We start from the raw sequence: 23,945 nt of genomic DNA on the forward strand, positions 1-23,945 counted from the left end.
CGCGAAGACGAGCGCAAAGACGGACGCGGAGAAGGGGGGCCTCGGCCCCCCTTCTCCGCGTCCGTCCGCGCGTCTACAGCTTCTCGACCGGCGCGTACCGCAGCAGCAGCTTCTTCGGGCGCTCGTCACCGAAGTCGACCGTCGCCTTGGCCTGGTCGCCGAAGCCCTCGACGGCCGTCACCGTGCCGAGCCCGAACTGGTCGTGCGTGACCCGGTCCCCGGCCACCAGGGTGACCGTCGGCTTCTCCGTGCCGCGCCGGGTCGCGAAGCCCGAGGGGCCGGTGCGGGAGCGGGAGGAGGACAGCGAGGACGTGATGCCGGAGGTGGGTCCGGCGGGCGCGGCCATCGGGCCCTTGCGCTTCCAGTCCAGGTGCTGCTCCGGGATCTCCTCCAGGAACCGTGAGGGCGGGTTGTACGAGGGCTGGCCCCAGGCGCTGCGCATCGCGGCCCGGGTCAGATAGAGCCGCTCGCGGGCGCGGGTGATGCCGACGTACGCGAGGCGGCGCTCCTCCTCCAGCTCCTTGGTCTGGCCGAGGGCCCGCATGTGCGGGAAGACGCCGTCCTCCATCCCGGTGAGGAAGACCACCGGGAACTCCAGGCCCTTCGCGGTGTGCAGGGTCATCAGCGTGATGACGCCGGAGCCGTCCTCGTCCTCGTCGGGGATCTGGTCGGAGTCGGCGACGAGCGCGACCTTCTCCAGGAACTCCGCGAGCGTGCCCGCACCCTCCTCGTCGCCACGCTCCTGCTCGAATTCGAGGGCGACTGCGGCGAGTTCCTGGAGGTTCTCGATACGGGTCTCGTCCTGCGGGTCGGTGGAGGCCTGGAGCTCGGCGAGATAGCCCGTGCGCTCCAGGACCGCTTCCAGCACGACGGCGGGCCCGGCGCCGGACTCGACGATCGTGCGCAGCTCCTCCATCAGCGTGTTGAAGCGCTTGACGGCGTTGGACGAGCGGGCGGCCATGCCGTACGCCTCGTCCACCCTGCGCAGCGCCTGCGGGAAGGAGATCTTCTCGCGCATCGACAGGGCGTCGATCATCGCCTCGGCGCGGTCGCCGATGCCGCGCTTGGGGACGTTGAGGATGCGGCGCAGCGGGACGGTGTCCTCGGGGTTGGCGAGGACCCGGAGGTAGGCCAGGACGTCCCGGACCTCCTTGCGCTCGTAGAAGCGCACCCCGCCGACGACCTTGTAGGGCAGGCCGACGCGGATGAAGATCTCTTCGAAGACACGGGACTGGGCGTTGGTCCGGTAGAAGACGGCGACGTCGCCCGCTTTGGCGTCGCCCGCGTCGGTGAGCCGGTCGATCTCGTCGGCGACGAACTGCGCCTCGTCGTGCTCGGTGTCCGCGACATAGCCGGTGATGCGGGCGCCGGAGCCGGCGTTGGTCCAGAGGTTCTTGGGGCGGCGGCTCTCGTTGCGCTCGATGACGGCGTTGGCGGCGGAGAGGATCGTCTGCGTGGAGCGGTAGTTCTGCTCCAGCAGGATCGTCTTCGCGCTTGGGTAGTCCTCCTCGAACTGGAGGATGTTGCGGATGGTCGCGCCCCGGAAGGCGTAGATCGACTGGTCCGCGTCACCGACCACGCACAGCTCGGCGGGGGCGTCGGCCTCTCCGGCCGGGCCGACCAGCTCACGGACCAGGGTGTACTGGGCGTGGTTGGTGTCCTGGTACTCGTCGACGAGGACGTGGCGGAAGCGGCGGCGGTAGTGCTCGGCGACGTCCGGGAAGGCCTGGAGGAGGTGGACCGTCGTCATGATGATGTCGTCGAAGTCCAGGGCGTTGGCCTCGCGCAGGCGGGCCTGGTAGAGCGCGTACGCCTGGGCCAGCGTCTTCTCGAAGCCATCGGCGGCCTGTCCGGCGAAGGTCTCCTCGTCGATGAGCTCGTTCTTGAGGTTGGAGACCTTGGCGGTGAAGGACTTCGGCGGGAAGCGCTTGGGGTCCAGCTCCAGATCGCGGCAGACCAGGGCCATCAGGCGCTTGGAGTCGGCGGCGTCGTAGATCGAGAACGACGAGGTGAAACCCAGCTTCTTCGACTCGCGGCGCAGGATGCGGACGCACGCGCTGTGGAAGGTCATGACCCACATGGCATTGGCTCGCGGGCCGACGAGCTGCTCGACGCGCTCCTTCATCTCGCCCGCGGCCTTGTTGGTGAAGGTGATCGCGAGGATCTGCCCGGGGTGCGTGCCGCGCTCGGCCAGCAGGTGGGCGATGCGGTGGGTGAGCACCCGGGTCTTGCCGGAGCCGGCCCCGGCGACGATGAGCAGCGGGGACCCGGCGTGCACGACGGCGGCGCGCTGCTCGGTGTTCAGCCCGTCGAGCAGCGCGGCGGCGTCGATCACCGGGCGCGGGTGGCCGTCCCGGTAGTACCCGTCCCGGGGCGGCGGGGGCGCATCGTAGACGCCCTCGAAGAGTCCCTCCGGCACCGCTTCGGGCGCGTGGTCCTCGGGGGGCGGCGGGGGGCCGTCCTCCGCGGGCTGGAGGCCGGTCAGGAAACTGTCGTCAAAGAGGCTGCTCATCGCCTCCCGAGTCTAGGCGGCCGCACTGACAACCTCGGGCCGAAGGCCGGAAGCGGCCGTCGGCACCCGGTCTCCGCCCGTACGCACGGAGACCGGACGTCGACGTTCCGTGAAGGATCGCCCGGTCGGAGGGGGTGCCGGGCCCCGGATCCGAGAAGGTCACGAAAATGTATCGGGCATATCGCTCATCGTCCTTCCCAGCGGTGGGGCCGGTTGGCTAGCGTGCTCGGTCAGGTGATCCGTACCTCCCTGAGGCGAACCGCGCCTAACGGACACCTCTGCCGAATCCGTCCTGCCGCCCTGGCAGTTCGGAACCGGGGACCCACACGCAGAACCGGGGTGAATCGGTCCGTGCCTCGCATCCGGACCGTAGGACAGCCTTCCGTTCCGTCCGAACCCGACAGCTAACCCGGTAGGCGGTCCACGGAAGGAGATGCCGGTCTTGGCATCGCATCGCAAGCCGCGCACGAAGGTGCGCACCACCACCCCTGCCGTCGGGCTGACGACGGCCGCGCTGGCCTCCGTGACGCTGCTCTCCACGCAGAGCGCCACGGCCGCGCCCGCGGAGCCGAAGCCCGCCATCGAGGAAGTCCAGAAGAAGGTCGACGCCCTGTACCGGCAGGCGGGCACCGCGACCCAGGAGTACAACCGGGCCAAGGCCGCATCCGCGTCCCAGCGGAAGAAGGTCGACACGCTGCTGGCCGACGTGGCGAAGCGGACCGAGAAGATCAACGAGGCGCGCCGGGCGCTGGGCTCCTACGCGGCTGCGCAGTACCGCAGCGGCGGCATCGCGCCCACGGCGACGTTCTTCCTGGCGGACGACCCGCAGGGGTACTTCGACCAGAGCCGGCTGATGGACCGGGCCACCGAGCGGCAGCAGCAGGCCGTCACCGACTTCCGTACGCAGCAGGCGTCGGCGGCGAAGAAGCGCGCGGAGGCAGTGAAGAGCCTGGAGACCCTCACCGAGACGCAGGCCACGCTCGCCTCCAGCAAGAAGGACGTGCAGAACAAGCTCACCGAGGCCCGCGGCCTGCTGTCGAGGCTGACCGCCGAGGAGAAGGCGCGGCTGGCGGAGCTGGAGCGCAAGAAGGAGGCAGAGGCCGAGGAGAAGGCGGCGAAGCTGGCCGCCCGGCAGGCCGCCGAGGCGAAGGAGAAGGCCGAGGCGGAGGAGAAGGCCCGCGAGGAGGCCGCGAAGGAGCCCGGCGGCGGCTCGGGAACGGGCTCCGGATCCGGTACGGGCACGGGATCGGGCTCCGACACCGGCACGGGCAGCGGTTATGCCGCCAAGGCGGAGAAGGTGCTGGACTTCGCCCGCGCCCAGATCGGGAAGCCGTACGTCTGGGGCGCCTCGGGCCCGTCCAGTTACGACTGCTCGGGGCTGACGCAGGCGGCGTGGCGGGAGGCGGGAGTGACCCTGCCCCGGACGACCTGGGACCAGGTGGAGGTCGGGACCCGGGTCGCCACCTCCGACCTGCAGCCGGGTGACCTGGTCTTCTTCTACGACGACATCAGCCACGTCGGCATCTACAAGGGCGACGGGATGATGATCCACGCCCCGAAGCCGGGTACGAACGTGCGCGAGGAGTCGATCTACTACATGCCGATCTACGGGAGCGTACGCCCGGCGTAGCAGCAGTACGTGGTACGGAGCCGGGGGCGGCTTTCCGTGGCCGCCCCCGGAGCGCCTCAGGTCCAGACCGTGGCGATGAAGATGTTGGCGACCGTCAGCCCGCCGACCGCGGCGAACGCGCCCTTGTCGACCTTCTCGTCGTCCCGCTTGACGTAGACCAGGGCGAGGATCACGACCAGCAGCGCCAGCTTGACGCCGATCTTGACGTTGTTCACGGTCTGGTCGTCGGCCTGGTTGAGGCCGACCAGGGCGACACCGGTGACCAGCATGGTCAGCGCGCCGTGGAGCATCGCGGGAACGAAGCGGGCGGTCCCCGCCCCCATGGCCTTCATCTGCGTCAGGAAGCCGCCCAGCAGGGAGGCGATGCCGATGATGTGCAGGGCGACGAAGACATTGATGAGTACGTCCATGGCTCCGGAGCCTAGCCAGGGCCGGTGTCTCCCTGCACAGTGAGGTAAGCCTTCCCTGTTCGCTTTCCCTGGAACTGAGCGAATTGCCCGGCAATGCACCTCTCTCTCCGATCAGATGCGACCGACGAAACGTCACATCAGGGCAATAGCTGTCATGGTGACCCTTTTCCCCGCGCCCGGATTAGCGTCCTTCACGGAGCCGCCGGTATCCCCCGGCGGGCAGCCGACAGGAAGGATGCCGCCCCCGTGGCAGCGCACCGCAGGTCAGCTCACCGAAAACCCAAGCAGCGCCCGTTCACCGGCTCTGCTGCCCGCACCGCCGCCACCCTGGCGCTCGCCGGGGCCGCCACCGCCGGCTCGGTCACCGGGGCAGGTGCGGCCCCCGCCGAACCGGCCCCCACCACCGCCCAGGTCCAGGCGAAGGTCGACCGGCTGTACCACGACGCCGAGGTCGCCACCGAGAAGTACAACGGGGCGAAGGAGAAGGCGGCCGCCGCCACCCGCACCGTCGAGGCCCTGACCGACGAGGCCGCACGCCGCACCGACCGCCTCAACACCACCCGGAACGCCCTGGGTTCGCTGGCCACCGCGCAGTACCGCGGCGGGACCCTCGACCCGGCGCTGCAACTGGCGCTCTCCTCCGACCCCGACGCCTATCTGCAACGCGCCTCCTACCTCAACCGGGCGGGCGACCGGCAGAGCGGCCTGCTGCGGAACATCAAGCGTCAGGTCTCCCGGATCACCCGCGTCAAGGACCGCGCCGACCAGGAGACCGAACGCCTCGCCGCCCGCCGCACCGAGCTGCGCGAACACCGCACCGCGATCCGCACCAAGCTGACCGAGGCCCGCAGGCTGCTGGACACCCTGACCGCCGGCGAGCGCGCCGCCTACGAGAGCTCCGCCGACGCCCGGCACGGCGGCGGCCCGGCCCACGCCGACCGCTCCGCCACCCGCGCCCCGGTAGGGGCCCCCGACTCCCGTGCCGCCCAGGCCGTCGCCTTCGCGCACGGCGCGATCGGCAAGCCGTACGTCTGGGGGGCGACGGGCCCGAACGCCTTCGACTGCTCGGGCCTGACCCAGGCCGCCTGGAAGGCGGCGGGCGTGAGCCTGCCGCGCACCACCTACACCCAGATCAACGCCGGAGCCCGGGTCGCCCGCTCCGAACTGGCCCCCGGCGACCTGGTGTTCTTCTACTCCGGGATCAGCCATGTCGGCCTCTACATCGGCGGTGGCCAGATGATCCACGCCCCGCGCCCGGGAGCACCGGTCCGGATCGCGCCCATCGATCAAATGCCTTTCGCGGGAGCGACCCGGGTGGCATAGTCCACGGCGGCCGAGCTCCCCTCCCGCCGAAGGAACCCCCGTATGACGATGGCGAACGCCGTCCAGGACTACGCCCGTACGCTCACGCTGCGGTCCCCCGACCACTACCGGGTGGGCCCGTTCACCGTCCGGCACAACCCCGGCTGGGAGCTGAAGTACGCCAACTACGCCATCCCCGACCGGGACGCGGAACCCACCGCGGACGACGTGGCCGCCCTGGTCGACGCGTTCCGGCAGCGCGAACGGCTCCCCCGCCTGGAGTTCCTGCCCGCCTGGGCCCCGGCCGTCGAACCAGCGCTGCTGGCCGCCGGTTTCACCGTCGAGAACCGCGCCCCGCTGCTCGCCTGCGGCCGCGAGGACCTCCGTACGCCGAAACCGGTCGACGGCCTCCGTATCGGCACCCCGGTCACCGAAGCGGAGTTCACCGACACCGCCCGCGTCCAGCACCAGGGCTTCGGCGGCGAGGGCGAACCCGAGCCGGGAATGACCGACTGGCTGCGCGCGGCGGCCGGCGGCGACGGGGTCGCCGCACTGGCGGTCCTCGACGGCGCGCCGGCCGGAGCGGGCGGCTGCTCCGTCGCGGTCGACGGCCTCAGCGAACTGGCCGGTCTCGCCGTCGCCGCCCCCTTCCGCCGCCGGGGCGTCGGCGCCGCGCTCTCCGCCTGGCTGACGGAACGGGCCCTCGACCAGGGCTGCCGGACCGTCTGGCTGGAGCCGGGCGACGCCGGCGTCGAGAGGATCTACGCAGGCGTCGGCTACCGCCGGATCGGGGAGAAGGTCAACATCTCGCTCGACCCGGCCGGCAGGTGAGCGACGGCCTCAGAGCCTGTCGGGTGACCTCTGACCGGGCGGCCACGCCCTGGCACGCACGCTTCCGATCGAAGGCCACCCGACAGGCTCTCAGACCAGCCGTCGCGCCGTCGCCCACCGGGTCAGCTCGTGCCGGTTGGAGAGCTGGAGCTTCCTGAGCACCGCCGAGACGTGCGACTCGACCGTCTTCACCGAGATGAACAGCTGCTTGGCGATCTCCTTGTACGCGTAACCGCGCGCGATCAGCCGCAGCACCTCGCGCTCGCGCTGGGTGAGGCGGTCCAGGTCCTCGTCGACCGGCGGGGCGTCGGTGGAGGCGAAGGCGTCCAGGACGAAGCCGGCCAGGCGGGGCGAGAAGACCGCGTCGCCCTCCTGGACCCGGAAGACCGAGTCGACCAGGTCGGTGCCGGTGATCGTCTTGGTGACATAGCCGCGCGCGCCGCCACGGATGACGCCGATGACGTCCTCCGCGGCGTCCGAGACGGACAGTGCGAGGAAGCGGACCGGGTTCTCGGCCGTGCCCATCATGGGGGCGCAGCGGCGGAGCACCTCGACGCCGCCGCCGCCCGGGAGATGGACGTCGAGGAGGACGACCTCGGGGCGGGTCGCGGTGATGACGGTGACCGCCTGGTCGACGTCGGCGGCCTCGCCGACCACTTCCACGCCGGTCTCCTCGGTGCGGCCGATCTCGGCCTGCACCCCGGTGCGGAACATCCGGTGGTCGTCGACGAGCACGACCCGTACCCGTCGCTCCGGGCCCCCGGTGGCTTCGGTGTTCTCGGTCATTCGCTCGCCCTTTCCATCTCCAGCTCGACCTCGGTGCCCCCGCCGGGCACCGAACGCAGCCGGGCACTGCCGCCGTTGCGCTGCATCCGGCCGATGATTGATTCTCGTACGCCCATGCGGTCCCCGGGAACCTCGTCCAGGTCGAAACCCGGACCCCGGTCCCGTACGGACACGAAGACCGTACGGCCCTCGACCTCCGCGAAGACCTGGACGGCGCCGCCCTCGCCACCGTACTTGGCGGCATTGACCATCGCCTCGCGCGCGGCCTGCATCTGTGCGGCCAGCTTGTCGTCGAGGGGGCAGTCGCCGACCACGACGACCTCCAGGGGGACGCCGTGCTTGTCCTCGACCTCGGCGGCGGCCCGTTTGACCGCCTCGGCCAGGGTCTCCGGCTCGTCGTCCTCGTCCTTGCCGGTGCCCTCGGGGTTGTAGAGCCAGTTGCGCAGCTCGCGTTCCTGGGCGCGGGCGAGGCGTCTGACCTCGCCGCCGTCGTCCGCGTTGCGCTGGATCAGGGTGAGGGTGTGCAGCACGGAGTCGTGGACGTGGGCGGCGACCTCGGCCCGCTCCTGGGCGCGGATGCGCATCAGGCGCTCCTCGGAGAGGTCCTGGGTCATCCGCACCAGGTAGGGGCCGGCGAGCAGGGCGATGCCGGTGAGTACGGCGATGGCCGCGGTGAGGACGTTGCCGAGCTGGGCGGCCGAGCCGCGCACCACCAGGAACACGGCGAGGCCGAGGCCGACGAGGGCCACTCCGGCGAGTCCGCGGGCCAGGTGCAGCAGCTTGCGGTTGCGGCCGGTCTCCATCCAGCGGGCGCGCCGGGCGTTGTCCGCCTGCCGCCAGACCAGGACGGAGCCGGCGCCGATCAGGAGGGTGGGCCAGATGTAGCGGTCGGCCTCGCTGCCCATGTCGACGTTGACGACGAACGCGACGGCCCCGACGGTCAGGGCGACCAGCGCGAAGACCTGGCCCTTGTCCGGTTTGCGGAGCTTGCGGCGGCCGTCCGCCGACGTCTCGAACACCGAGCGCGGGGCGTCGACGCCGCCGACGCCGAGCGGGACGACGATCCAGAACACGGCGTAGAGCACCGCCCCGAGGCCGTCGGTGAGGAACAGTCCGAGGAAGAGGAACCGCACCCAGGCGACGGGCAGTCCGAGGTGCCCGGCGAGCCCGCGCGCGACGCCACCGAGCAGCCGCCCGTCGGCGCTTCGGTAGAGCTTGCGCAGCGGGGGCTCCTCCGGGTCGGCGGCGAGGGAGCTGGCGGCTCGGGCGGTGGCGGCTGGCATACCCCGATCGTCACACGCGCGGGTGCGGGGCGGCATCAGGGTCGGTCCCGGAGGCGACCCTGATTACGCACCCGGGCAGGCGGGGCGCGGATTACGCACCCGGGCAGGCGGGGCGCGCACGTGCAGCGCGTCGAACGGCCCTTCCGGGGCGGCGCGGGCAATATCAGGGACCGGCCAGGGTCGGCACGGGTCCCGGAGGGCGGTCCGGACCCTCACCATGGAGGTATGACCGCTCCCTCGGACGCCGCTCCCGGCGTCGCACCCCCCGAAGCGCCGAAGCCGACGCTGCGGCGCACCCCGCGACAGAAGGTCGTCGCCGGGGTGTGCGGCGGGCTCGGCCGGTACTGCGACGTGGACCCGGTGATCTTCCGGATCGTGCTCGGTGTGCTGTCGGTGACCGGCGGCATCGGTCTGATCTTCTACGGCTTCGCCTGGCTGCTGCTGCCCGCCGACGGCGACGAGGAGAACGAGGCGCGCAAGCTGCTGTCGGGGCGGGTCGACGGGGCGTCACTGGTGGCGCTGCTCCTGGCGCTGATCGGCTGCGGGCTGTTCCTGTCGATGCTGCACAACCGGAGCATGCTGGCGTTCGCCGCGCTGCTGACGCTGGCCGTCGTCGGGTTCTCCGTGTGGACCCAGTCCCGGCGGACGGCCGCCCCGGAGGACCCGGCGGCCCCGCCCGGCGCACCGGCCGCACCGCCCGGGCCCGCGCACTCCGGGGGGCTCGGCACGCCGCCGCCGGAGGTGAAGGCCCCGCCGACGCCCGGCAGCCCGTCGTGGTGGCGGGACCCGATCATCAAGGACGGGACCACGGGGCCGGTCGGCTCCGGCTATCTGTGGGGCCCGCCGGACACGGACGCCGCCGCGGCGCACGCCGGGGTGAAGGCCGGGCGGCCCAGCCCGGACGACCCGTTCCGGGCGCCGCAGCCGTCGCCCGCTCCGCGCGGGCCGCGCTCCATCGGCGGCCTGGTCTTCCTGACGGCGCTGGTGGCGGGCGGCCTGGGCACCGGGCTGAGCTGGGATCAGCAGCCGCTGGGGACCGCCTTCCAGATCGGTCTGGTCGCCGCCCTCGCGGTGTTCGGGCTCGGCCTGCTGATCGCTTCGGTGCTGGGGCGGACCGGCTTCGGCACGGTCCTGATGGCGATGATCACGGCGGGCCTGCTGGCGGGTGCGGCGGTGCTGCCGAAGGACATCGACACGTCGTGGGCACGCCAGGAGTGGAAGCCCGCCTCGCTGACCACCGTCCAGCCGCGCTACGAACTGAGTACGGGCGACGCCCGGCTGGACCTGTCCGGCCTGAAGGTGCCCGAGGGCGAGACCGTGCGCACGAGGCTCGACGTGGCGGCGGGGCGGGCGGCCGTCGTCATCCCGAAGGACGTGACGGTGGAGGTGCGTGCCGAGGCGGGTCTCGGGGAGATCCGCCTGGAGGAGGGCCAGCGGGTCCAGGTGCGCATCAACAGCGACGAGGCGAGGCAGCGGACGCTGCCGCCGCCGGCGGGCGCGAAGCCCGCCGGAACGATCGAGCTGGAACTGGAAGTCGGCATCGGACAGGTGGAGGTCACCCGTGCTGCGTCATGAATTCCGGCCCGGCCGCGCGGTGGCGGGCCTGGCGATGCTGGGCCTGGCCGGCGGGTACGCGGCCGACGCGGCCGGGGCCTGGGAGGTCCCGTGGACGTTCTTCCTGCCGGTGCTCCTCGGCGGGCTGTGGCTGGCCGCGACGGTGACCTGGGCGGCCTACCTGGTCCGGCGGCGGCGCGAGGCGAGGAAGGCGTCGGCGGAGAACACGGTGGCGCCGGCGAGCACCAGCGGCAGCCACGCCATCAGATAGGGCAGATCGTTGCCGTAGTAGTACGGGGTGGCCTGCCAGCTCACGGTCAGCCAGAGGCTCAGCGAGATCAGCGCGCCGCCGAGCGCCGCGAGCCGGGCCCAGAGGCCGACGAGAGTACCCAGGCCGACGAGGAGTTCGCCGATCGCGATGGCGTGACCGAAGCCCTCGGGGCTCTTGAGGGCCAGGTCGACGAGGGCGGGGATCGCGGAGGAGTCACGCACCCCGCGCATCATCTCGCCGATGGTCCCGGGGCCGGTCGCGGACAGGAACGCGCTGTCCGTGAGCTTGTCGAGGCCCGCGTAGACGAAGGTGACGCCGAGGAAGATCCGCAGCGGAAGCAGGGCGTACGTGCCCGCCTGCTCCCTCAGCGTCCTGCGCTCACCCAGACCGTACGAACCGCCGCCGTAACCGTTCATCACCACTGCCCCGCTTCCCGAAGACCCGTCACCTCGACCATACGTACGCCCCCGGCGCGCTGCTCACCAGGGCTGGGACGTGATCGGCGGCGGAGTTCCGCTGCGGGAGGCGGCGTGGGTCAGTCCGTGACGTCGATCGGGCAGCGGTTGGTCTCCACCCCGGCGGCGGTGACGACCTGGACGTCCACGGTCCCCGGCTCGACCTCGACCGGTACGGGAACGGTGAGGACGCTGTCGGTCGGGTTGGCGAAGCCCCCGGCGACCGGGATCAGGGGGACGTGGACATGGACCGTGCCGATCCGTACGACGAGCCGGGCCAGCCGGTCGGGGCTGCCCGCGCCGGGCGGTACGAAGCCCGCGCCCCGGATCTCGATGTCGTCGCCGGTCCGGATCGGGGCGTCCAGGTCCCCGGCCTCCCGGGCCCGCACGACCGACAGCACGACGGGCCGGCCGCCCTCCGCGTACTTCCCGGCGAAGTAGGTCGCCGCCGAGACCGCCACCAGCAGCGCGAGCCCCCACGGCAGGTCGGGCAGCTGCTCGGGGCGGCGGGCCAGGCGAACCCCGGCGAACAGCACGGCGACGGCGCTGACCAGCACGTACTGCACATCGGTGAAGGAGCCGCGCCCGGAGTCGTCGGTGAGCAGGTCGGCTGCGCGCGGCCGGTCCGCGCGCAGTTTCTGGAGCCGCTGGCCCAGCACCCGTACGGTCACGACGCGGCGCACGACGACGGCGACCGCGCACACCAGCGCCAGCACGGCCACGACCCCGGCGGAGCGCACCAGGTCGAGGCCCTCGATCAGCGCGTCCCTCTCGTCCGGGTCGGAGGCCCCGGCCAGTTGCAGCGCGAGGACGAGGACGGCGAAGACGGCGAGCAGCACCCAGGAGGCGGCGACCGTACGGGAGGTGGAGAGCCGGTTGTCCTCACCGATCAGCGGGGCGAGCAGACCGCCCCGGGCGCGATGGAGGCGGGCGGCGGCGGTGAGCAGCCCGGCCGTGAGGAGGGCGGCGATCAGCCCGGCGGTACGGGCGGTGGACCAGCCGGCCCCGATCGCGGTGAGGCTCGCGCCGACGAGGAGAGCCCCGGCCGCACCCCAGACGACGAACAACGTGCCCCGCCAGACCTGGTGGAGCCAGGCGTCACCGGCCTCGCGGGCCCGTTCGGCGACGGTACGGGCGGACCCGGTCAGCTCGTCGGAGACCCACTGCCGGGAAGCGGACGGCGACTGGGCGACCCCGGCGGGCAGCCCGTTGCCCGCCGCCAGTTCATCGCGTCTGGCCAGGAACGCGGCGACCGCGCGCCGGTGTCCCCGGCGGGCGCCGTGCGGGCAGTCGCCGCAGGTACAGCCGCCGCCGTGCGTGCCGCTCGTCCTGGTTTCGTCCAACGCCACGGAGGATTACGCCCTTTCCCGCCCCGGTACAGCCAACTCATTTGCGATATCTGCGAATTGTGCCGTACCGGGCGGCCGGGCCGCGCATCGGGGCGGGCCGGGGGCGGGTGTCGTCAGAACGTTCGAGCGATCCGCTGCCACAGGGGCTGGTAGTTGATCCAGGCCACCAGGTCGCTGCCGAGGTGATCGCGGGTGGTGACGGCGTCCCGGTGCGAGATGAGCACGGGCTTCCCGGCGGCCCGCGCAAGCAGCTGCACCTGGCAGGCGCGCTCCATCGTGAGGAACCACCAGGCCGCCGCGTCCACCGAGTCCCCCACGGTCAGCAGCCCGTGGTTGCGCAGGATCACCGCCTTGTGCGGCCCTAGCGCGGCGGCGATCCGCCGGCCCTCGTCCTCGTCCACGACGACCCCTGAGTAGTTCTCGTACAGCGCGTGGTCCTCGTAGAAGGCGCAGGATTCCTGGGTGATCGGCTCGATCGGCTCCCCGAGCGCGGCGAGCGCCCGCCCGTGCACGGAGTGGGTGTGCGCGACGGCCACGGTGTCCGGGCGGGCCCGGTGCACCGCCGCGTGCACGGCGAACGCGGCCTGGTTGACGTGGAAGCGGCCCCGGACGACCTGGCCGTCGCCGTTGACGAGGATCAGGTCCGTCGGGGCGAGGTCGGCGAAGGGCGCGCCGAACGGGTTGACCCAGAAGCAGTCCGCCAGCTCGGGGTCGCGGACGGTGATGTGCCCGGAGACCCCGTCCTCGTACCCGAGCTGCCCGAACAGCCGCAACGCGCCCGCCAGCCGTTCCCTGCGGTACGCGCGTTCCTCGTCCGGCGAGGCGTGCACGGGTGGCATCGCGAACTGAAGCTGCTCGACGGGGATCGGGGCGGGGGCGGACACGGCGATCTGCTCGGACACGGCGGCTCCTCACGTTCTCAGAGGCGTACAGGACCGGAAGTTACCGCCGGGTGGGGATGGTGAGAAGAGCTTGGGGGGGCAGGTCAGGTGCTGAGCACCGGACAAGCGAGGGCGGAGCAGGAACGGGGGCCGCCGAAGTAGCCGGTGCGGGGGCGTCGGCCTCGGCCATCACCTCCGCGTGCGGCGGATGGTCCGGCTGATCCGGTGCCCACCGCAGCCGCCCTCCGGCGGAACAGGCCACCGGTACGGCTCCTGCTCCTCAAGCCCGGGCTCGGGTGCGACGCTCACGATCGCTCCCCTACGCCGAAGTCTCGTCTCCTCACTCGGCGTACCCGTCCGGTACGACAATGCCGCCGCCCAGACGAATGAGCGACGGCATCGGCGTTGACCTGGGGGCTCTCAGGGAGCGGGGAAGGTCACTCCCACTCGATGGTCCCCGGCGGCTTGCTCGTCACGTCGAGGACGACGCGGTTGACGTCGGCCACCTCGTTGGTGATGCGGGTGGAGATCTTCGCCAGCGTCTCGTAGGGCAGGCGCGACCAGTCGGCCGTCATCGCGTCCTCGGAGGAGACCGGGCGCAGCACGATCGGGTGGCCGTAGGTGCGGCCGTCGCCCTGGACGCCGACCGAGCGGACGTCGGCGAGGAGAACCACCGGGCACTGCCAGATGTCGCGGTCCAGGCCGGCCGCCGTGAGCTCCTCGCGGGCGATGGCGTCGGCCTCGCGGAGCAGGTCCAGGCGGTCCTTGGTGACCTCGCCGACGATGCGGATGCCGAGGCCGGGGCCGGGGAACGGCTGGCGCTGGACGATCTCCTCGGGGAGGCCCAGCTCCTGGCCGACCATCCGGACCTCGTCCTTGAACAGCTGGCGCAGCGGCTCGACGAGCTGGAACTCGATGTCGTCGGGGAGGCCGCCGACGTTGTGGTGCGACTTGATGTTGGCGGTGCCGGTGCCGCCGCCGGACTCGACGACGTCCGGGTAGAGCGTGCCCTGGACGAGGAAGGCGACCTCGGGTCCGTCCTCCTGGAGGATCTCCAGCTGGGCCTGCTCGAAGACGCGGATGAACTCGCGGCCGATGATCTTCCGCTTCTGCTCCGGGTCGGAGACCCCGGCCAGGGCGTCGAGGAAGCGCTTCTCCGCGTCGACCACCTTCAGCTTCGCGCCGGTCGCGGCGACGAAGTCCTTCTCGACCTGCTCGGTCTCGCCCTTGCGCATCAGCCCGTGGTCGACGTACACGCAGGTCAGCTGGGACCCGATGGCCTTCTGGACGAGGGCCGCGGCGACCGCGGAGTCCACGCCGCCGGAGAGGCCGCAGATGGCGCGCTTGGTGCCGACCTGCTCGCGGATGAGGGCGACCTGCTCCTCGACCACGTTGGTGGTGGTCCAGTTCGGTTCGATGCCCGCGCCGCGGTAGAGGAAGTGCTCCAGGACCTGCTGGCCGTGCGTGGAGTGCATGACCTCCGGGTGGTACTGGACGCCGTAGAGCTTCTTCTCGTCGTTCTCGAAGGCCGCGACCGGGACCACGTCCGTGGAGGCGGTGACGGTGAAGCCCTCGGGGGCGGCCGAGCAGGCGTCGCCGTGCGACATCCACACCGGCTGCTCGGTGGGCGTGCCCTCGAAGAGCGTCGAGCCCGCCTTGGTGACGTGCAGCGGGGTTCGGCCGTACTCACGGGCCCCGTTGTCGTCGACCGTGCCGCCGAGCGTCGTCGCCATCAGCTGGAAGCCGTAGCACATGCCGAAGACCGGGACCCCGGCCTCGAAGAGCGAGCGGTCCAGGGACGGCGCGCCCTCCGCGTACACCGACGAGGGACCGCCGGAGAGGATGATCGCCCGGGGGTTCCTGGCCAGCATCTCGGCCACCGGCATGGTGGACGGGACGATCTCGCTGTAGACCCGGGCCTCACGGACGCGGCGGGCGATGAGCTGGGCGTACTGCGCGCCGAAGTCGACGACGAGGACCACGTCGGCCGTGGCGTCGGGGGCGGCGGGGGGTGCTGCTGGCACGGGGCGGCCTTCCGGCGGTGGTGAAGGGGGTCGGTTCTTCCGATTCTACCGGCCGTGGCCGGACCCTCCGCCGGGCCGCCGTCTCAGGATCCGGGCGCCGTTTTGTCGGGGCGGCCGGAGCGGGGCCATACTGTGCCCATGCGTCAGCACACGATCTTCGTCTTTACCTATGGCATCCGGCCCGCCGGCTGCCATGGTCGTGCTGCTTGAGCTACTGACAAGCAACGTTCCAGGCGCCCCGGGCCATCAGGCCCGGGGCGTCTGGCGTATCCGGGTCCATGGCTCCGGGGGCCGTCACCCACCGCCCCACCGGGAGTCACCATCATGAGCAGCACCACCACCGCCACGGACACCACCACGGCCACCGGCGCCCGCACCGACGAGGCCGCCGCCCTGATCGGCGGCGCCCGTGAGCGCATCGACGCCCTCGACGACCGGATCATCGGCCTCGTCCAGGAACGGATGGCCGTCTCGGCGGTGATCCAGCAGGCCCGGATCACCTCCGGCGGCCGCCGGGTCAACCTCTCCCGGGAGACGGCCGTGCTCGGCCACTACAGGGACGCGCTGGGCAAGCCGGGCACCGCGCTCGCCATGACGCTCCTGGAGCTGTGCCGCGGCCGGGTGTGAGGAGCCCTGAGGGAACGGTTCTCCGCGTGCCGGACAGGGGCCGTATCTGCGTTCGGGCCCCGTCTCACCCGTACGGCGCGTGACCGGGAGCGCGGTGCCTTCGTTGATTCTGTTGTCCGTGCCAACCAGGGGCGGCATCGGCAGGAAACCACGCGTGGCTCCGCCGGGAAGTGTGACGTACTGCAGGTACGTCGTGGGACCACGACCTGGCGTATGTGACCGGTCCGCAGGGGACAGCAGCCCGGTCACTCCATATGCGGCCGACCCCGGGGACGCCCGGGTCGGCCGCATCGGAACGTTCCGGGCGGAGGCCCTGTTCCCCCTCCGCCGCCGGTCGGGCGTCAGACGTGCTGCGAGGCGGCCCGTCGCCGTGCCGCCGTGAACAGCAGCAGGCCCGCCGCCAGCGCCGCGGCCGCCGTCCCCGAGGCGATCAGGGCGACCGACCCCGTCGAGGCCAGGCCGCCTCCGCCGCCGGAGCCGCCGGCCATGCCCGCCGAGCCTGCGCCGGACGTGGCGGACGCCGAGGGGCCGGGGGTGCCGGACGGGCTCTCCTCCGGGCCCGGGGCCGAGTCCGGCGGGGTGGACGGCTCGCCGGAGCCGCCGTCGCCACCCTCCGTGGCACCGCCGGAGTCGGAGCCGTCGCCCTCACCGTTCAGGATCAGGTAGGCCGTGTTGTTGGCCGGCTTCGGGTCGAACGGGAGCTTCGGGTTCTGCAGCCAGGTGCTGCGTACGGTCACCGCGCCGCTCGCGCCGACCATGGCCTTGTCGACCCGCAGCTCGAAGGGCAGGTCGAGGCCCGCCCCGTCCCGTACGGTCATCGAGGTGTTGCAGACGTACCGCGGCGCGGGGCTGTTCTGGTCCTCGCGGTACTTTCCGTCGGCCGTCACCGCGCGGCAGCGCTCCGGCTTCGACGTGACCGACGCGCCCTGGGGGACGGTGAAGTCGACGGTGGCGACGTCCTCGCCGGAGCGGATGTGGCCGATCCACGCCGGGCCCTCGTTGCGGAAGCCGATGTCGGCCTTGACCGTGGAGCCCTCGGGCCCGGCCACCTGGTCGCCGTACGCCACGAAGTCGGCCGTGTTCTCCGTACGGAAGTCGGCCTCCTGCTGGTTGTCGTACGGGTCGAGGTCAGTGCTCCTCGCCGCGGCGCCCTTCTTCGCCGGGACCGCCTTCAGCACGCCGCCGGTGCCCCGCTCGAAGGAGGCGCCCGCGCGCTGGGCGGTGCGCTGGGCGGTGCTGTTCTCGTGGATGCCGTAGAGGAAGGTGTCGTAGTAGGCGCGCTCGGTGGCCTCCAGCGTCAGCGGAGTCGCCAGCGTGTACGTCGCGCCCGCCTCGAAGGCTCCTTCGACGGAGCAGAGCGCCGTGGTCCAGCCGAAGTCGGGCAGGTCCGGGTCGTCCACGGTGTACTCGCAGTTGGAGTAGCGCTGCGGAATGTCCAGGCCGCGCGAGTACCGCAGCGTGAGCAGGACGCCGTCGGCATCCCGGGTGCCGCGGTTGGCGAAGGTGATCGGGGCCTGCTGCTTCTCGCCCGGGGTCAGCTCCGTCTTGAAGGGCAGCCGCTCCATCACGAGGTCGGGGCCGCCGACCGTGAGCCGGGTGGTGAGCGGCGTGAAGGTGGCGCCGTCCGCCTGGCCGGTCACCGTGATCGTGCCGGTGTCGCCGTTCTCGCTGCCGTCGGCGGCGGTGACGACGAGGTCGGCCGCGCCCTGGAGGCCGGGCCAGATGCCCCAGTCCTCGCAGACGGCCTTCGTACCGGTGACCTTGCAGTCCGGGCTCGACTCGCCGTCGAACTTCACGTCGGCGACGCCCGCGACGCCGCTGAGGTCGAAGGTGAGGGTGAAGTCGCCGCCGAAGCCGCCGTTCTCCTCGTCATCGGACGGGTTGTTGAGGGTGATCCCGACCGTGGACGACTTCGGCCGGCCGCTCTCCGGGTACGGGTGCAGGGCGGTCTCGCCCGGGCCGCCCAGCGTGAACACCGGCGTGTCCGCGGCCTGTGCCGGGGCGGCCGCCCCGGCGAGCGAGGCCGCGGCCAGCAGACCGGCGGCGGCGAACGAGCCGGCTGCGCGGTGCAGCACGGTTCTCGGGGAAATGCGTGTCATCGGGGACCTCTGGCACTCGGCAGGAACTGTGTGACTGCGGTGAGGCAGTAAGGGTTCGACCACGCAGCTCCCCGAACGGTTGCCCGGAGGAAGATCACGGATTGGGCACGGGAGTGTTCCCGACGCCCTTCACGTCCGCCCCCGCCTCCGCCGTCCCCTTCGGCGGCACCACGGGGATGCCCAGGAACGGCAGCTTCAGCGCACCGAACGCCTCCTTCGGCACGGCGGGCGCGAGCGGCTCGACGGGGGTGAGCCGCTCGTAGGCCGCGTCCTGCTCCGGGCGCGGGTCGGCCTCGCCCTTGTTGGGCCAGAAGGACATCGCGCGCTCGGCCTGGGCGGTGATGGTCAGCGAGGGGTTGACGCCGAGGTTGGCGGAGACCGCGGAGCCGTCGACGACGCTGATGCCGGGGTGGCCGTAGAGGCGGTGGTACGGGTCGATGACGCCCTCCTCCGCGCTCGCGCCGATCGGGCAGCCGCCGAGGAAGTGGGCGGTGAGCGGGGTGCCCATCAGCTCGCCGACGTTGGACCCGGCGAAGCCGTTGATCTCCTCGGCGAGCAGGGTGGCGCTGCGGGTGGCCTCCGGGATCTGCGTCGGGTTGGGAGCGCCGTGGCCTTGGCGGGCGGTGAGCAGGCCCTTCCCGATGCCGCTCGGTTTGCGGTACGTGGTCAGGGAGTTGTCCAGCGACTGCATGACCAGGCCGATGATGGTGCGCTCGGACCAGTGGTGGTTGGAGAGCGAACGCACGGCGAGGGTGGGGTGCTTGGCCATGTTGGCGAGCCAGCCCAGCACCCGGCGGCCGCCGTAGGGGACCTGGAGGATCGACATCGCGCCCATGGCGTTGGAGCCCTTGCCGTAACGGACGGGCTCGATGTGGGTGTTGTCGTCCGGGTGGATCGAGGAGGTGATCGCGACGCCCTGCGAGAAGTCGGCCTTCGCGATGCCGTGCTTCTTGCGGTAGCGGCGGTCGCTGGTCTGGGAACCCACCAGCGCCTCGGAGTTGGTACGGGTCAGCTCGCCGAGCTTCGCGGAGAGCCGGGGCAGCAGACCCCGGTCCTTCATGGTGTGCAGCAGGGTCTGGGTGCCGTACGTGCCCGCCGCGACGACGACCTTGCGGGCGCGCAGCTTCGTGGGCTTCGCCTTGCGGCGGCGGTCGGTGGGGACGGTGAGGACGCGGTAGCCGCCCTCGGGGTCGTCGGTGATCCCGACGACGGAGGTCATCGGGTGGATGACCGCCCCGGCCTTCTCGGCGAGGTGGAGGTAGTTCTCGTTGAGGGTGTTCTTCGCGCCGTGGCGGCAGCCCGTCATGCACTCGCCGCACTCGGTGCAGGCCTTGCGGGCGGGGCCCGCGCCGCCGAAGTACGGGTCGGGGACGGTGCCGCCGGGCTTGGTCCTCGCGGTGCCGTCGGCGTCCTTCCCGTCGCCGAAGAAGACGCCGACCGGGGCCAGGTGGAAGGTGTCGCCGACGCCCATGGCCTCGGCGGCGGCCTTGAGGTGGATGTCGGAGGGGGTCATGGTCGGGTTGAGGCGGACGCCGAGCATGCGGCGGGCCTGGTCGTAGTACGGCTTGAGCTCGTCCTGCCAGTCGGTGATCGAGGCCCACTGTCGGTCCTCGAAGAACGGGGCGGGCGGCACGTACAGCGTGTTGGCGTAGTTGAGCGACCCGCCGCCGACCCCGGCCCCGGCGAGCACCATGACGTTGCCGAGGAGGTGGACGCGCTGGATGCCGAAGAGGCCCAGCGCGGGGGCCCACAGGTAGTTCTTCAGGTCCCAGGAGGTCTTGGGGAGCGTGGCGGGGGTGAAGCGGCGGCCCGCCTCCAGGATCCCGACGCGGTAGCCCTTCTCGGTGAGCCGGAGCGCCGACACCGCACCCCCGAAGCCCGAGCCGACGACCAGCACGTCGTAGTCGTACGCGGCGTCGTCCTCGGCCGGCACAGGGTTCACGGCCTGTTTCTGGGCAGGGCTGTCCTGGGACATGGCACTCCTCGGAACGGAATCGGTACGAAAGGGCGGAAGCCGCTGAAGCCTCCAGGGCGTTCAGCGCAGCCGGAACGCCTTCATCGCCTTGAGGCTGCGGGTCATGAACGCGGCGTACTTCTCGTCGTCCATCCCGAAGGCGGGCGCGAGCGGGATCAGCCGCTGCTGGGCGACGGTCTGGGCCTCGGTGTACTTGAGGATGCCCTCGGAGCCGTGCCGCCGGCCGAGGCCGGACTCCTTCATGCCGCCCATCGGGGACTGGACGCTGCCGTAGGCGGGGGCGTACCCCTCGTTGATGTTGACGGTGCCGGTGCGCAGCCGTGCGGCGACCTGGTGGCCGCGCCGGGAGTCGGTGGTCCAGACGCTGGAGTTGAGGCCGTACGGGGTGGCGTTGGCCAGCGCGATCACCTCGTCCTCGTCGCTGAAGCGGTAGACCGAGACGACCGGCCCGAAGGTCTCCTCGGTGCAGACGGACATCGGCGCCTCCACCCCGTCGAGGATGGTCGGCTCGTAGAACAGCGGGCCGATGTCGGGACGGGCGACGCCGCCGGCGACGAGCTTCGCGCCCTTCTCGACGGCCTCGTCGACGTGCTGGGTGACGGTCTCCAGCTGGCGTTCGCCGACGAGGGAGCCCATGTCGGCCCCGTACGCGAGGGCGTTGCCGAGCCGCATGGCCTTGGTCCGGGTGGCGAAGCGCTGGACGAAGTCGTCGGCTATCGACTCGTGGACGTACAGCCGCTCGATGGAGATGCAGAGCTGTCCGGCGGAGGAGAAGCAGGCGCGGACGGCTCCGGCGGCGGCCTTCTCCACGTCGGCGTCCTTGAGGACGAGCATGGCGTTCTTGCCGCCGAGCTCCAGGGAGACGCCGACCAGCCGGGACGCGGCGCCGACGGCGACCTCGCGGCCGGTGCGGGTGGAGCCGGTGAAGGAGACGTAGTCGGCGCGGCTGACGACCTCGGGTCCGACGACGGGGCCCTCGCCGAGGACGACCTGGAAGACCTCGGCGGGCAGTCCGGCCTCGATCAGCAGGTCGCGGGCCCACAGGGCGGTGAGCGCGGTCTCCGTGTCGGGCTTCATCACGACGGCGTTGCCGGAGACGAACGCGGGCAGCGCGTCGCCCACGGAGAGTTCGAGCGGGTAGTTCCAGGGGGCGATCTGGCCGACCACCCCGCGCGGCTGGCGCAGCTCGGTGACCTTGGTGAGGGTCGGGACGACGCCGGTGTGGCGGCGGGGCCTGAGGTAGGAGGCGGCCTTGCGCCCGTAGTGGCGGGCGGCGACGGCGACGGCCTGCACCTCCTCGTGGGCGTGCAGGCGGGCCTTGCCGGTCTCCAGCTGGATGAGGTCGAGGACCTCGGACTGGCGGCTCAGGACGAGGTCGTGGAAGCGCAGCAGGACGGCGGCCCGCTGCCGTACGGGGACGGCGGCCCAGACGGGCTGGGCGGCGCGGGCCCGGTCGAAGGCGGTGGCGACGTCCTCGGGGGTGGACTCGGGCAGGTCGGCCAGCTTCTCCCCGGTGAAGGGGGTGTGGTTGGCCGTACGGCCCGACCCGACGACGCCACGGGTCAGCTGGGCGATCACCTCGGGGGTGACCACGTCGGCGGCCGTGCGCACACCGGCGGGGGCGACCGCCACGGGGTTGGTACCGAGAGGGGCGTCAGGGGCCTGCGAGTCCGTCATGGGGCCGAGAGTATGTCCAGCCGGAGCCTTTGGGTACCCGTGGGTAACAGTTTTTCACAGGACCCGCCACCCCTGCCGGAAGCCCGCCTCGAACGAGCCAGTGATCGCTGGCGGCATAACCGCTGATCAGTGGCTATGCGGCCGACCACCCGGCGGCGGCTGGCGCGCGACGCTCAGCGACCGCAAATTTTCCGGCGTCGTCGGGAAGGCGTGGATCTTGAGCCCCTCGGTGACCTCGGCGAAGATCGCGTCGCCGTCCTCCGCCGCCTGCCCCGTCCCCCGGGATCCGTCATGCGCCCCATCCTGGTTCACGCGTCGGGCCGGACACCACCAGGGGCGGTCACCGGACGCGGAGCCGTGACCGTTCAGCGACCCGGGCGGGGCGTCGGGCGCCCGCCGGGCGGTCCCGGGCTCGCTACGGCGCCTTCGGGGCGCTCCAACTGCGCAGCATGATGTCGAACTTCTCCCGGCTGGCCTCCCAGCCCTCCTGCGGGGCGGTCAGATACAGGGCGTACTCGGGGCCGCCGGAACCGCCGTAGTACATCTGGTCGATCCCGTGCCGGGGTCCCGGGTGGTCCTTGGTCTCGTTCCAGGTGAACTCCCAGCGGGCGCCCGGCCGGTCGCGGAAGGTGTTCTTCTCCATCCCGATCCGCTGGTAGCCCGGCAGCCGCTCGGAGAGCTGCTCCTCCATGTTCCGCATGTGCAGATACGGATGGTCGAAGTCCGGGTCCGGGTCGACGCTGATGCGGATCCGGTGGGCCCCGCCGTCCGGCGTGTAGTCGATCTGGCCGTCCTGGTACCGCCGGGTCCAGTCCTCCGGCACGACCAGGCTGAATCCCGCCGGGTCGTCGACCCGGTGCCAGCCGTCGGGTATCTCCGGCATCCCCTGCGCGGGGGCGGTGGCCTCCGGGGTGGTCGGCGTCGCGGACGGCGTGCTGCCCCCGGCCGCACCGCCGCCCGTGCCGGCCGGGGTGTCCGAGCCGTCCCCGTACTTCATCGCGAACAGCCCACCCGCGCCCCCGAGGACGGCTGCGACGACGACCACGACCAGCACCGTGCGCCACCGGGATCCGGCGCGCCGGGTCACCGGGGCGGAGGCGGGGCCGGTGACCGGGTTCACGTGGTCCGGGCCGGGGGCGGGCGGCGGAGTCGTGGCGGGGGCCGCTCCGGGCAGCCGGGCGGTGGCGCCGTCGGAGCCGTCGGAGGCGCGGGAGCTGTTCGGGCCGCCGGGACCGTTCCCGTCCGGACAGGCGTACCGGGCGTCCTCGGGGAGGCGCTGGGTCGGCACATGCGCCTGGGCGGCCCGGGGTTCGCGGCCCTCCATGGCGTCCAGCAGCATCTGCTCGGTCTCGGCGGCTGTGGGCCGGTCGGCCGGGTCCTTGCGGAGCAGCGCGGTGATCACGGCGCCGAGCGGACCGGCGTTGACCGGGGCGGGCGGCTCCTCGGTGACGACGGCCTGCATGGTGGAGATCGGGGACGTACGACGGAACGGGGAGGTGCCCTCGACGGCCGTGTACAGCGTCGCGCCGAGCGACCAGAGGTCGGAGGCCGGTCCGGGGTCGCCGCCGCGTACCCGTTCCGGGGCCAGGTAGTCGATGGAGCCGACCAGTTCGCCGGTACGGGTGATGGTGGAGTCGCCCTCGATCGCGGCGATCCCGAAGTCGGTCAGCAGCACCTGCCCGTCGCGCGCCAGCAGGACGTTGCCGGGCTTGACGTCGCGGTGCAGCACCCCGGCGCCGTGGGCGGCGCGCAGGGCGCTCAGCACGTGCAGCCCGATGCGGGCCGCCTCGCGCGGGGCGACCTCGCCGCTCTCCTTGGCGGCGTCGGCGAGCGAGGGCCCGTCGACGTACTGCATGACGATCCAGGGACGGTTGTCGTACTCGATCACGTCGTGGACGGTGACGACGCCGGGGTGCGTGATGCGCGCCGCCGCCCGGGCCTCCTTCTGCGTCCGGGCGTGCAGGACGAGCCGGTCGGCCTCGGCGACGTACAGTCCGGCGGTCAACTCCTTGACCGCGACGGTGCGGTGCAGCACTTCGTCGTGGGCTCGCCAGACCTTGCCCATGCCGCCCCGGCCGAGGACGTCGCCCAGCCGGTAGCGTCCCGCCAGCACCGGTCCCGCGTCCGTGCCCTGTGATCGATCCACGTGATGTCCCCGCCCCGTTCCTCGGCTTGCCAGATTACGGAGGCGGAGCGGGGAGGCGGAACGGGGGATCGCCCACGAGACCGCACTGTGATGGTTGTCCACACCGCACAATGCCCGCCGGGGCGATCACGAT

General features: G+C 72.2%; 19 protein-coding genes and 1 riboswitch. Of the genes, 6 read left to right on the plus strand and 13 right to left on the minus strand.

Going from position 1 to position 23,945, the window contains the following annotated elements; translation table 11 throughout:
- Positions 1–73 precede the first annotated feature (73 nt).
- Complete coding sequence (gene pcrA / locus IG90_RS0107935; protein WP_030579638.1) at positions 74–2,512, minus strand: DNA helicase PcrA; 2,439 nt, start codon at positions 2,510–2,512, stop codon at positions 74–76.
- 269 nt (positions 2,513–2,781) lie between these two features.
- A riboswitch (cyclic di-AMP (ydaO/yuaA leader) is annotated at positions 2,782–2,947 on the plus strand.
- Between pcrA and IG90_RS0107940 the strand changes: the two genes are divergently transcribed.
- Positions 2,946–4,142, plus strand: a complete 1,197-nt coding sequence (locus tag IG90_RS0107940; RefSeq protein WP_030579641.1) for a C40 family peptidase — start codon at positions 2,946–2,948, stop codon at positions 4,140–4,142. (Overlaps the previous riboswitch by 2 nt.)
- A 56-nt stretch (positions 4,143–4,198) precedes the next feature.
- Here IG90_RS0107940 and IG90_RS0107945 read toward each other — a convergent pair whose 3' ends face one another.
- Positions 4,199–4,552, minus strand: coding sequence for a hypothetical protein (locus tag IG90_RS0107945; RefSeq protein ID WP_030579644.1), 354 nt, complete (start codon positions 4,550–4,552; stop codon positions 4,199–4,201).
- A gap of 246 nt (positions 4,553–4,798) precedes the next feature.
- Between IG90_RS0107945 and IG90_RS0107950 the strand changes: the two genes are divergently transcribed.
- Together IG90_RS0107950 and IG90_RS0107955 are read left to right on the plus strand one after the other, a co-directional pair.
- Entirely contained in the window at positions 4,799–5,875 is a 1,077-nt protein-coding gene (locus IG90_RS0107950) for a C40 family peptidase (protein ID WP_030579647.1), read from the plus strand.
- 42 nt (positions 5,876–5,917) lie between these two features.
- A complete protein-coding gene (locus IG90_RS0107955) occupies positions 5,918–6,685 on the plus strand; it encodes a GNAT family N-acetyltransferase (RefSeq protein WP_030579650.1) in 768 nt (255 codons plus the stop codon).
- A gap of 90 nt (positions 6,686–6,775) precedes the next feature.
- On the opposite strand, the gene IG90_RS0107960 is transcribed toward IG90_RS0107955, so the two are convergent.
- Both IG90_RS0107960 and IG90_RS0107965 read right to left on the minus strand, forming a co-directional pair.
- Complete coding sequence (locus tag IG90_RS0107960) at positions 6,776–7,471, minus strand: LuxR C-terminal-related transcriptional regulator (protein ID WP_030579654.1); 696 nt, start codon at positions 7,469–7,471, stop codon at positions 6,776–6,778.
- The gene (locus tag IG90_RS0107965; protein WP_030579657.1) at positions 7,468–8,754 is read right to left on the minus strand and encodes a PspC domain-containing protein; all 1,287 of its coding nucleotides are present in this window, start codon (positions 8,752–8,754) and stop codon (positions 7,468–7,470) included. Before IG90_RS0107965 ends, IG90_RS0107960 begins: the two co-directional genes overlap by 4 nt.
- A 225-nt stretch (positions 8,755–8,979) precedes the next feature.
- On the opposite strand from IG90_RS0107965, the gene IG90_RS0107970 reads away from it, so the two are divergent.
- Both IG90_RS0107970 and IG90_RS0107975 read left to right on the plus strand, forming a co-directional pair.
- Positions 8,980–10,329, plus strand: coding sequence for a PspC domain-containing protein (locus IG90_RS0107970; RefSeq protein WP_030579660.1), 1,350 nt, complete (start codon positions 8,980–8,982; stop codon positions 10,327–10,329).
- Positions 10,316–10,579, plus strand: coding sequence for a hypothetical protein (locus IG90_RS0107975; RefSeq protein WP_030579663.1), 264 nt, complete (start codon positions 10,316–10,318; stop codon positions 10,577–10,579). Before IG90_RS0107970 ends, IG90_RS0107975 begins: the two co-directional genes overlap by 14 nt.
- On the opposite strand, the gene IG90_RS0107980 is transcribed toward IG90_RS0107975, so the two are convergent.
- From IG90_RS0107980 to guaA, 4 genes are all read right to left on the minus strand, one after another.
- The gene (locus IG90_RS0107980; RefSeq protein ID WP_030579665.1) at positions 10,486–10,995 is read right to left on the minus strand and encodes a DoxX family protein; all 510 of its coding nucleotides are present in this window, start codon (positions 10,993–10,995) and stop codon (positions 10,486–10,488) included. The genes IG90_RS0107975 and IG90_RS0107980 overlap by 94 nt on opposite strands.
- Before the next feature lie 119 nt (positions 10,996–11,114).
- Positions 11,115–12,383, minus strand: coding sequence for a hypothetical protein (locus IG90_RS0107985; RefSeq protein WP_030579668.1), 1,269 nt, complete (start codon positions 12,381–12,383; stop codon positions 11,115–11,117).
- 113 nt (positions 12,384–12,496) lie between these two features.
- Positions 12,497–13,285, minus strand: coding sequence for a class II aldolase/adducin family protein (locus IG90_RS0107990; RefSeq protein WP_030579671.1), 789 nt, complete (start codon positions 13,283–13,285; stop codon positions 12,497–12,499).
- 416 nt (positions 13,286–13,701) lie between these two features.
- Positions 13,702–15,288 (minus strand): glutamine-hydrolyzing GMP synthase, encoded by a 1,587-nt coding sequence (guaA, locus tag IG90_RS0107995; RefSeq protein ID WP_030579675.1) that lies wholly within the window; start codon positions 15,286–15,288, stop codon positions 13,702–13,704.
- Between the two features lie 324 nt (positions 15,289–15,612).
- Here guaA and IG90_RS0108000 point away from each other — a divergent pair, with 324 nt between their 5' ends.
- Entirely contained in the window at positions 15,613–15,915 is a 303-nt protein-coding gene (locus IG90_RS0108000; protein WP_030579678.1) for a chorismate mutase, read from the plus strand.
- Positions 15,916–16,256: 341 nt separating this feature from the next.
- On the opposite strand, the gene IG90_RS0108005 is transcribed toward IG90_RS0108000, so the two are convergent.
- The 5 genes from IG90_RS0108005 to IG90_RS0108025 all read right to left on the minus strand — a co-directional run bounded on the left by IG90_RS0108005 (position 16,257) and on the right by IG90_RS0108025 (position 23,812).
- Positions 16,257–18,014, minus strand: a complete 1,758-nt coding sequence (locus IG90_RS0108005; protein ID WP_030579681.1) for a hypothetical protein — start codon at positions 18,012–18,014, stop codon at positions 16,257–16,259.
- Positions 18,015–18,108: 94 nt separating this feature from the next.
- Entirely contained in the window at positions 18,109–19,989 is a 1,881-nt protein-coding gene (locus IG90_RS0108010; RefSeq protein WP_030579683.1) for a GMC oxidoreductase, read from the minus strand.
- A gap of 60 nt (positions 19,990–20,049) precedes the next feature.
- The gene (locus IG90_RS0108015) at positions 20,050–21,666 is read right to left on the minus strand and encodes a succinic semialdehyde dehydrogenase (RefSeq protein WP_030579687.1); all 1,617 of its coding nucleotides are present in this window, start codon (positions 21,664–21,666) and stop codon (positions 20,050–20,052) included.
- 126 nt (positions 21,667–21,792) lie between these two features.
- Complete coding sequence (locus tag IG90_RS0108020) at positions 21,793–21,978, minus strand: hypothetical protein (protein WP_030579690.1); 186 nt, start codon at positions 21,976–21,978, stop codon at positions 21,793–21,795.
- 103 nt (positions 21,979–22,081) lie between these two features.
- Positions 22,082–23,812 (minus strand): serine/threonine-protein kinase, encoded by a 1,731-nt coding sequence (locus tag IG90_RS0108025; RefSeq protein WP_030579693.1) that lies wholly within the window; start codon positions 23,810–23,812, stop codon positions 22,082–22,084.
- Between the last annotated feature and the right edge of the window lie 133 nt (positions 23,813–23,945).

Source organism: Streptomyces anulatus (genome assembly GCF_000721175.1).
Lineage (GTDB): Bacteria > Actinomycetota > Actinomycetes > Streptomycetales > Streptomycetaceae > Streptomyces > Streptomyces anulatus_C.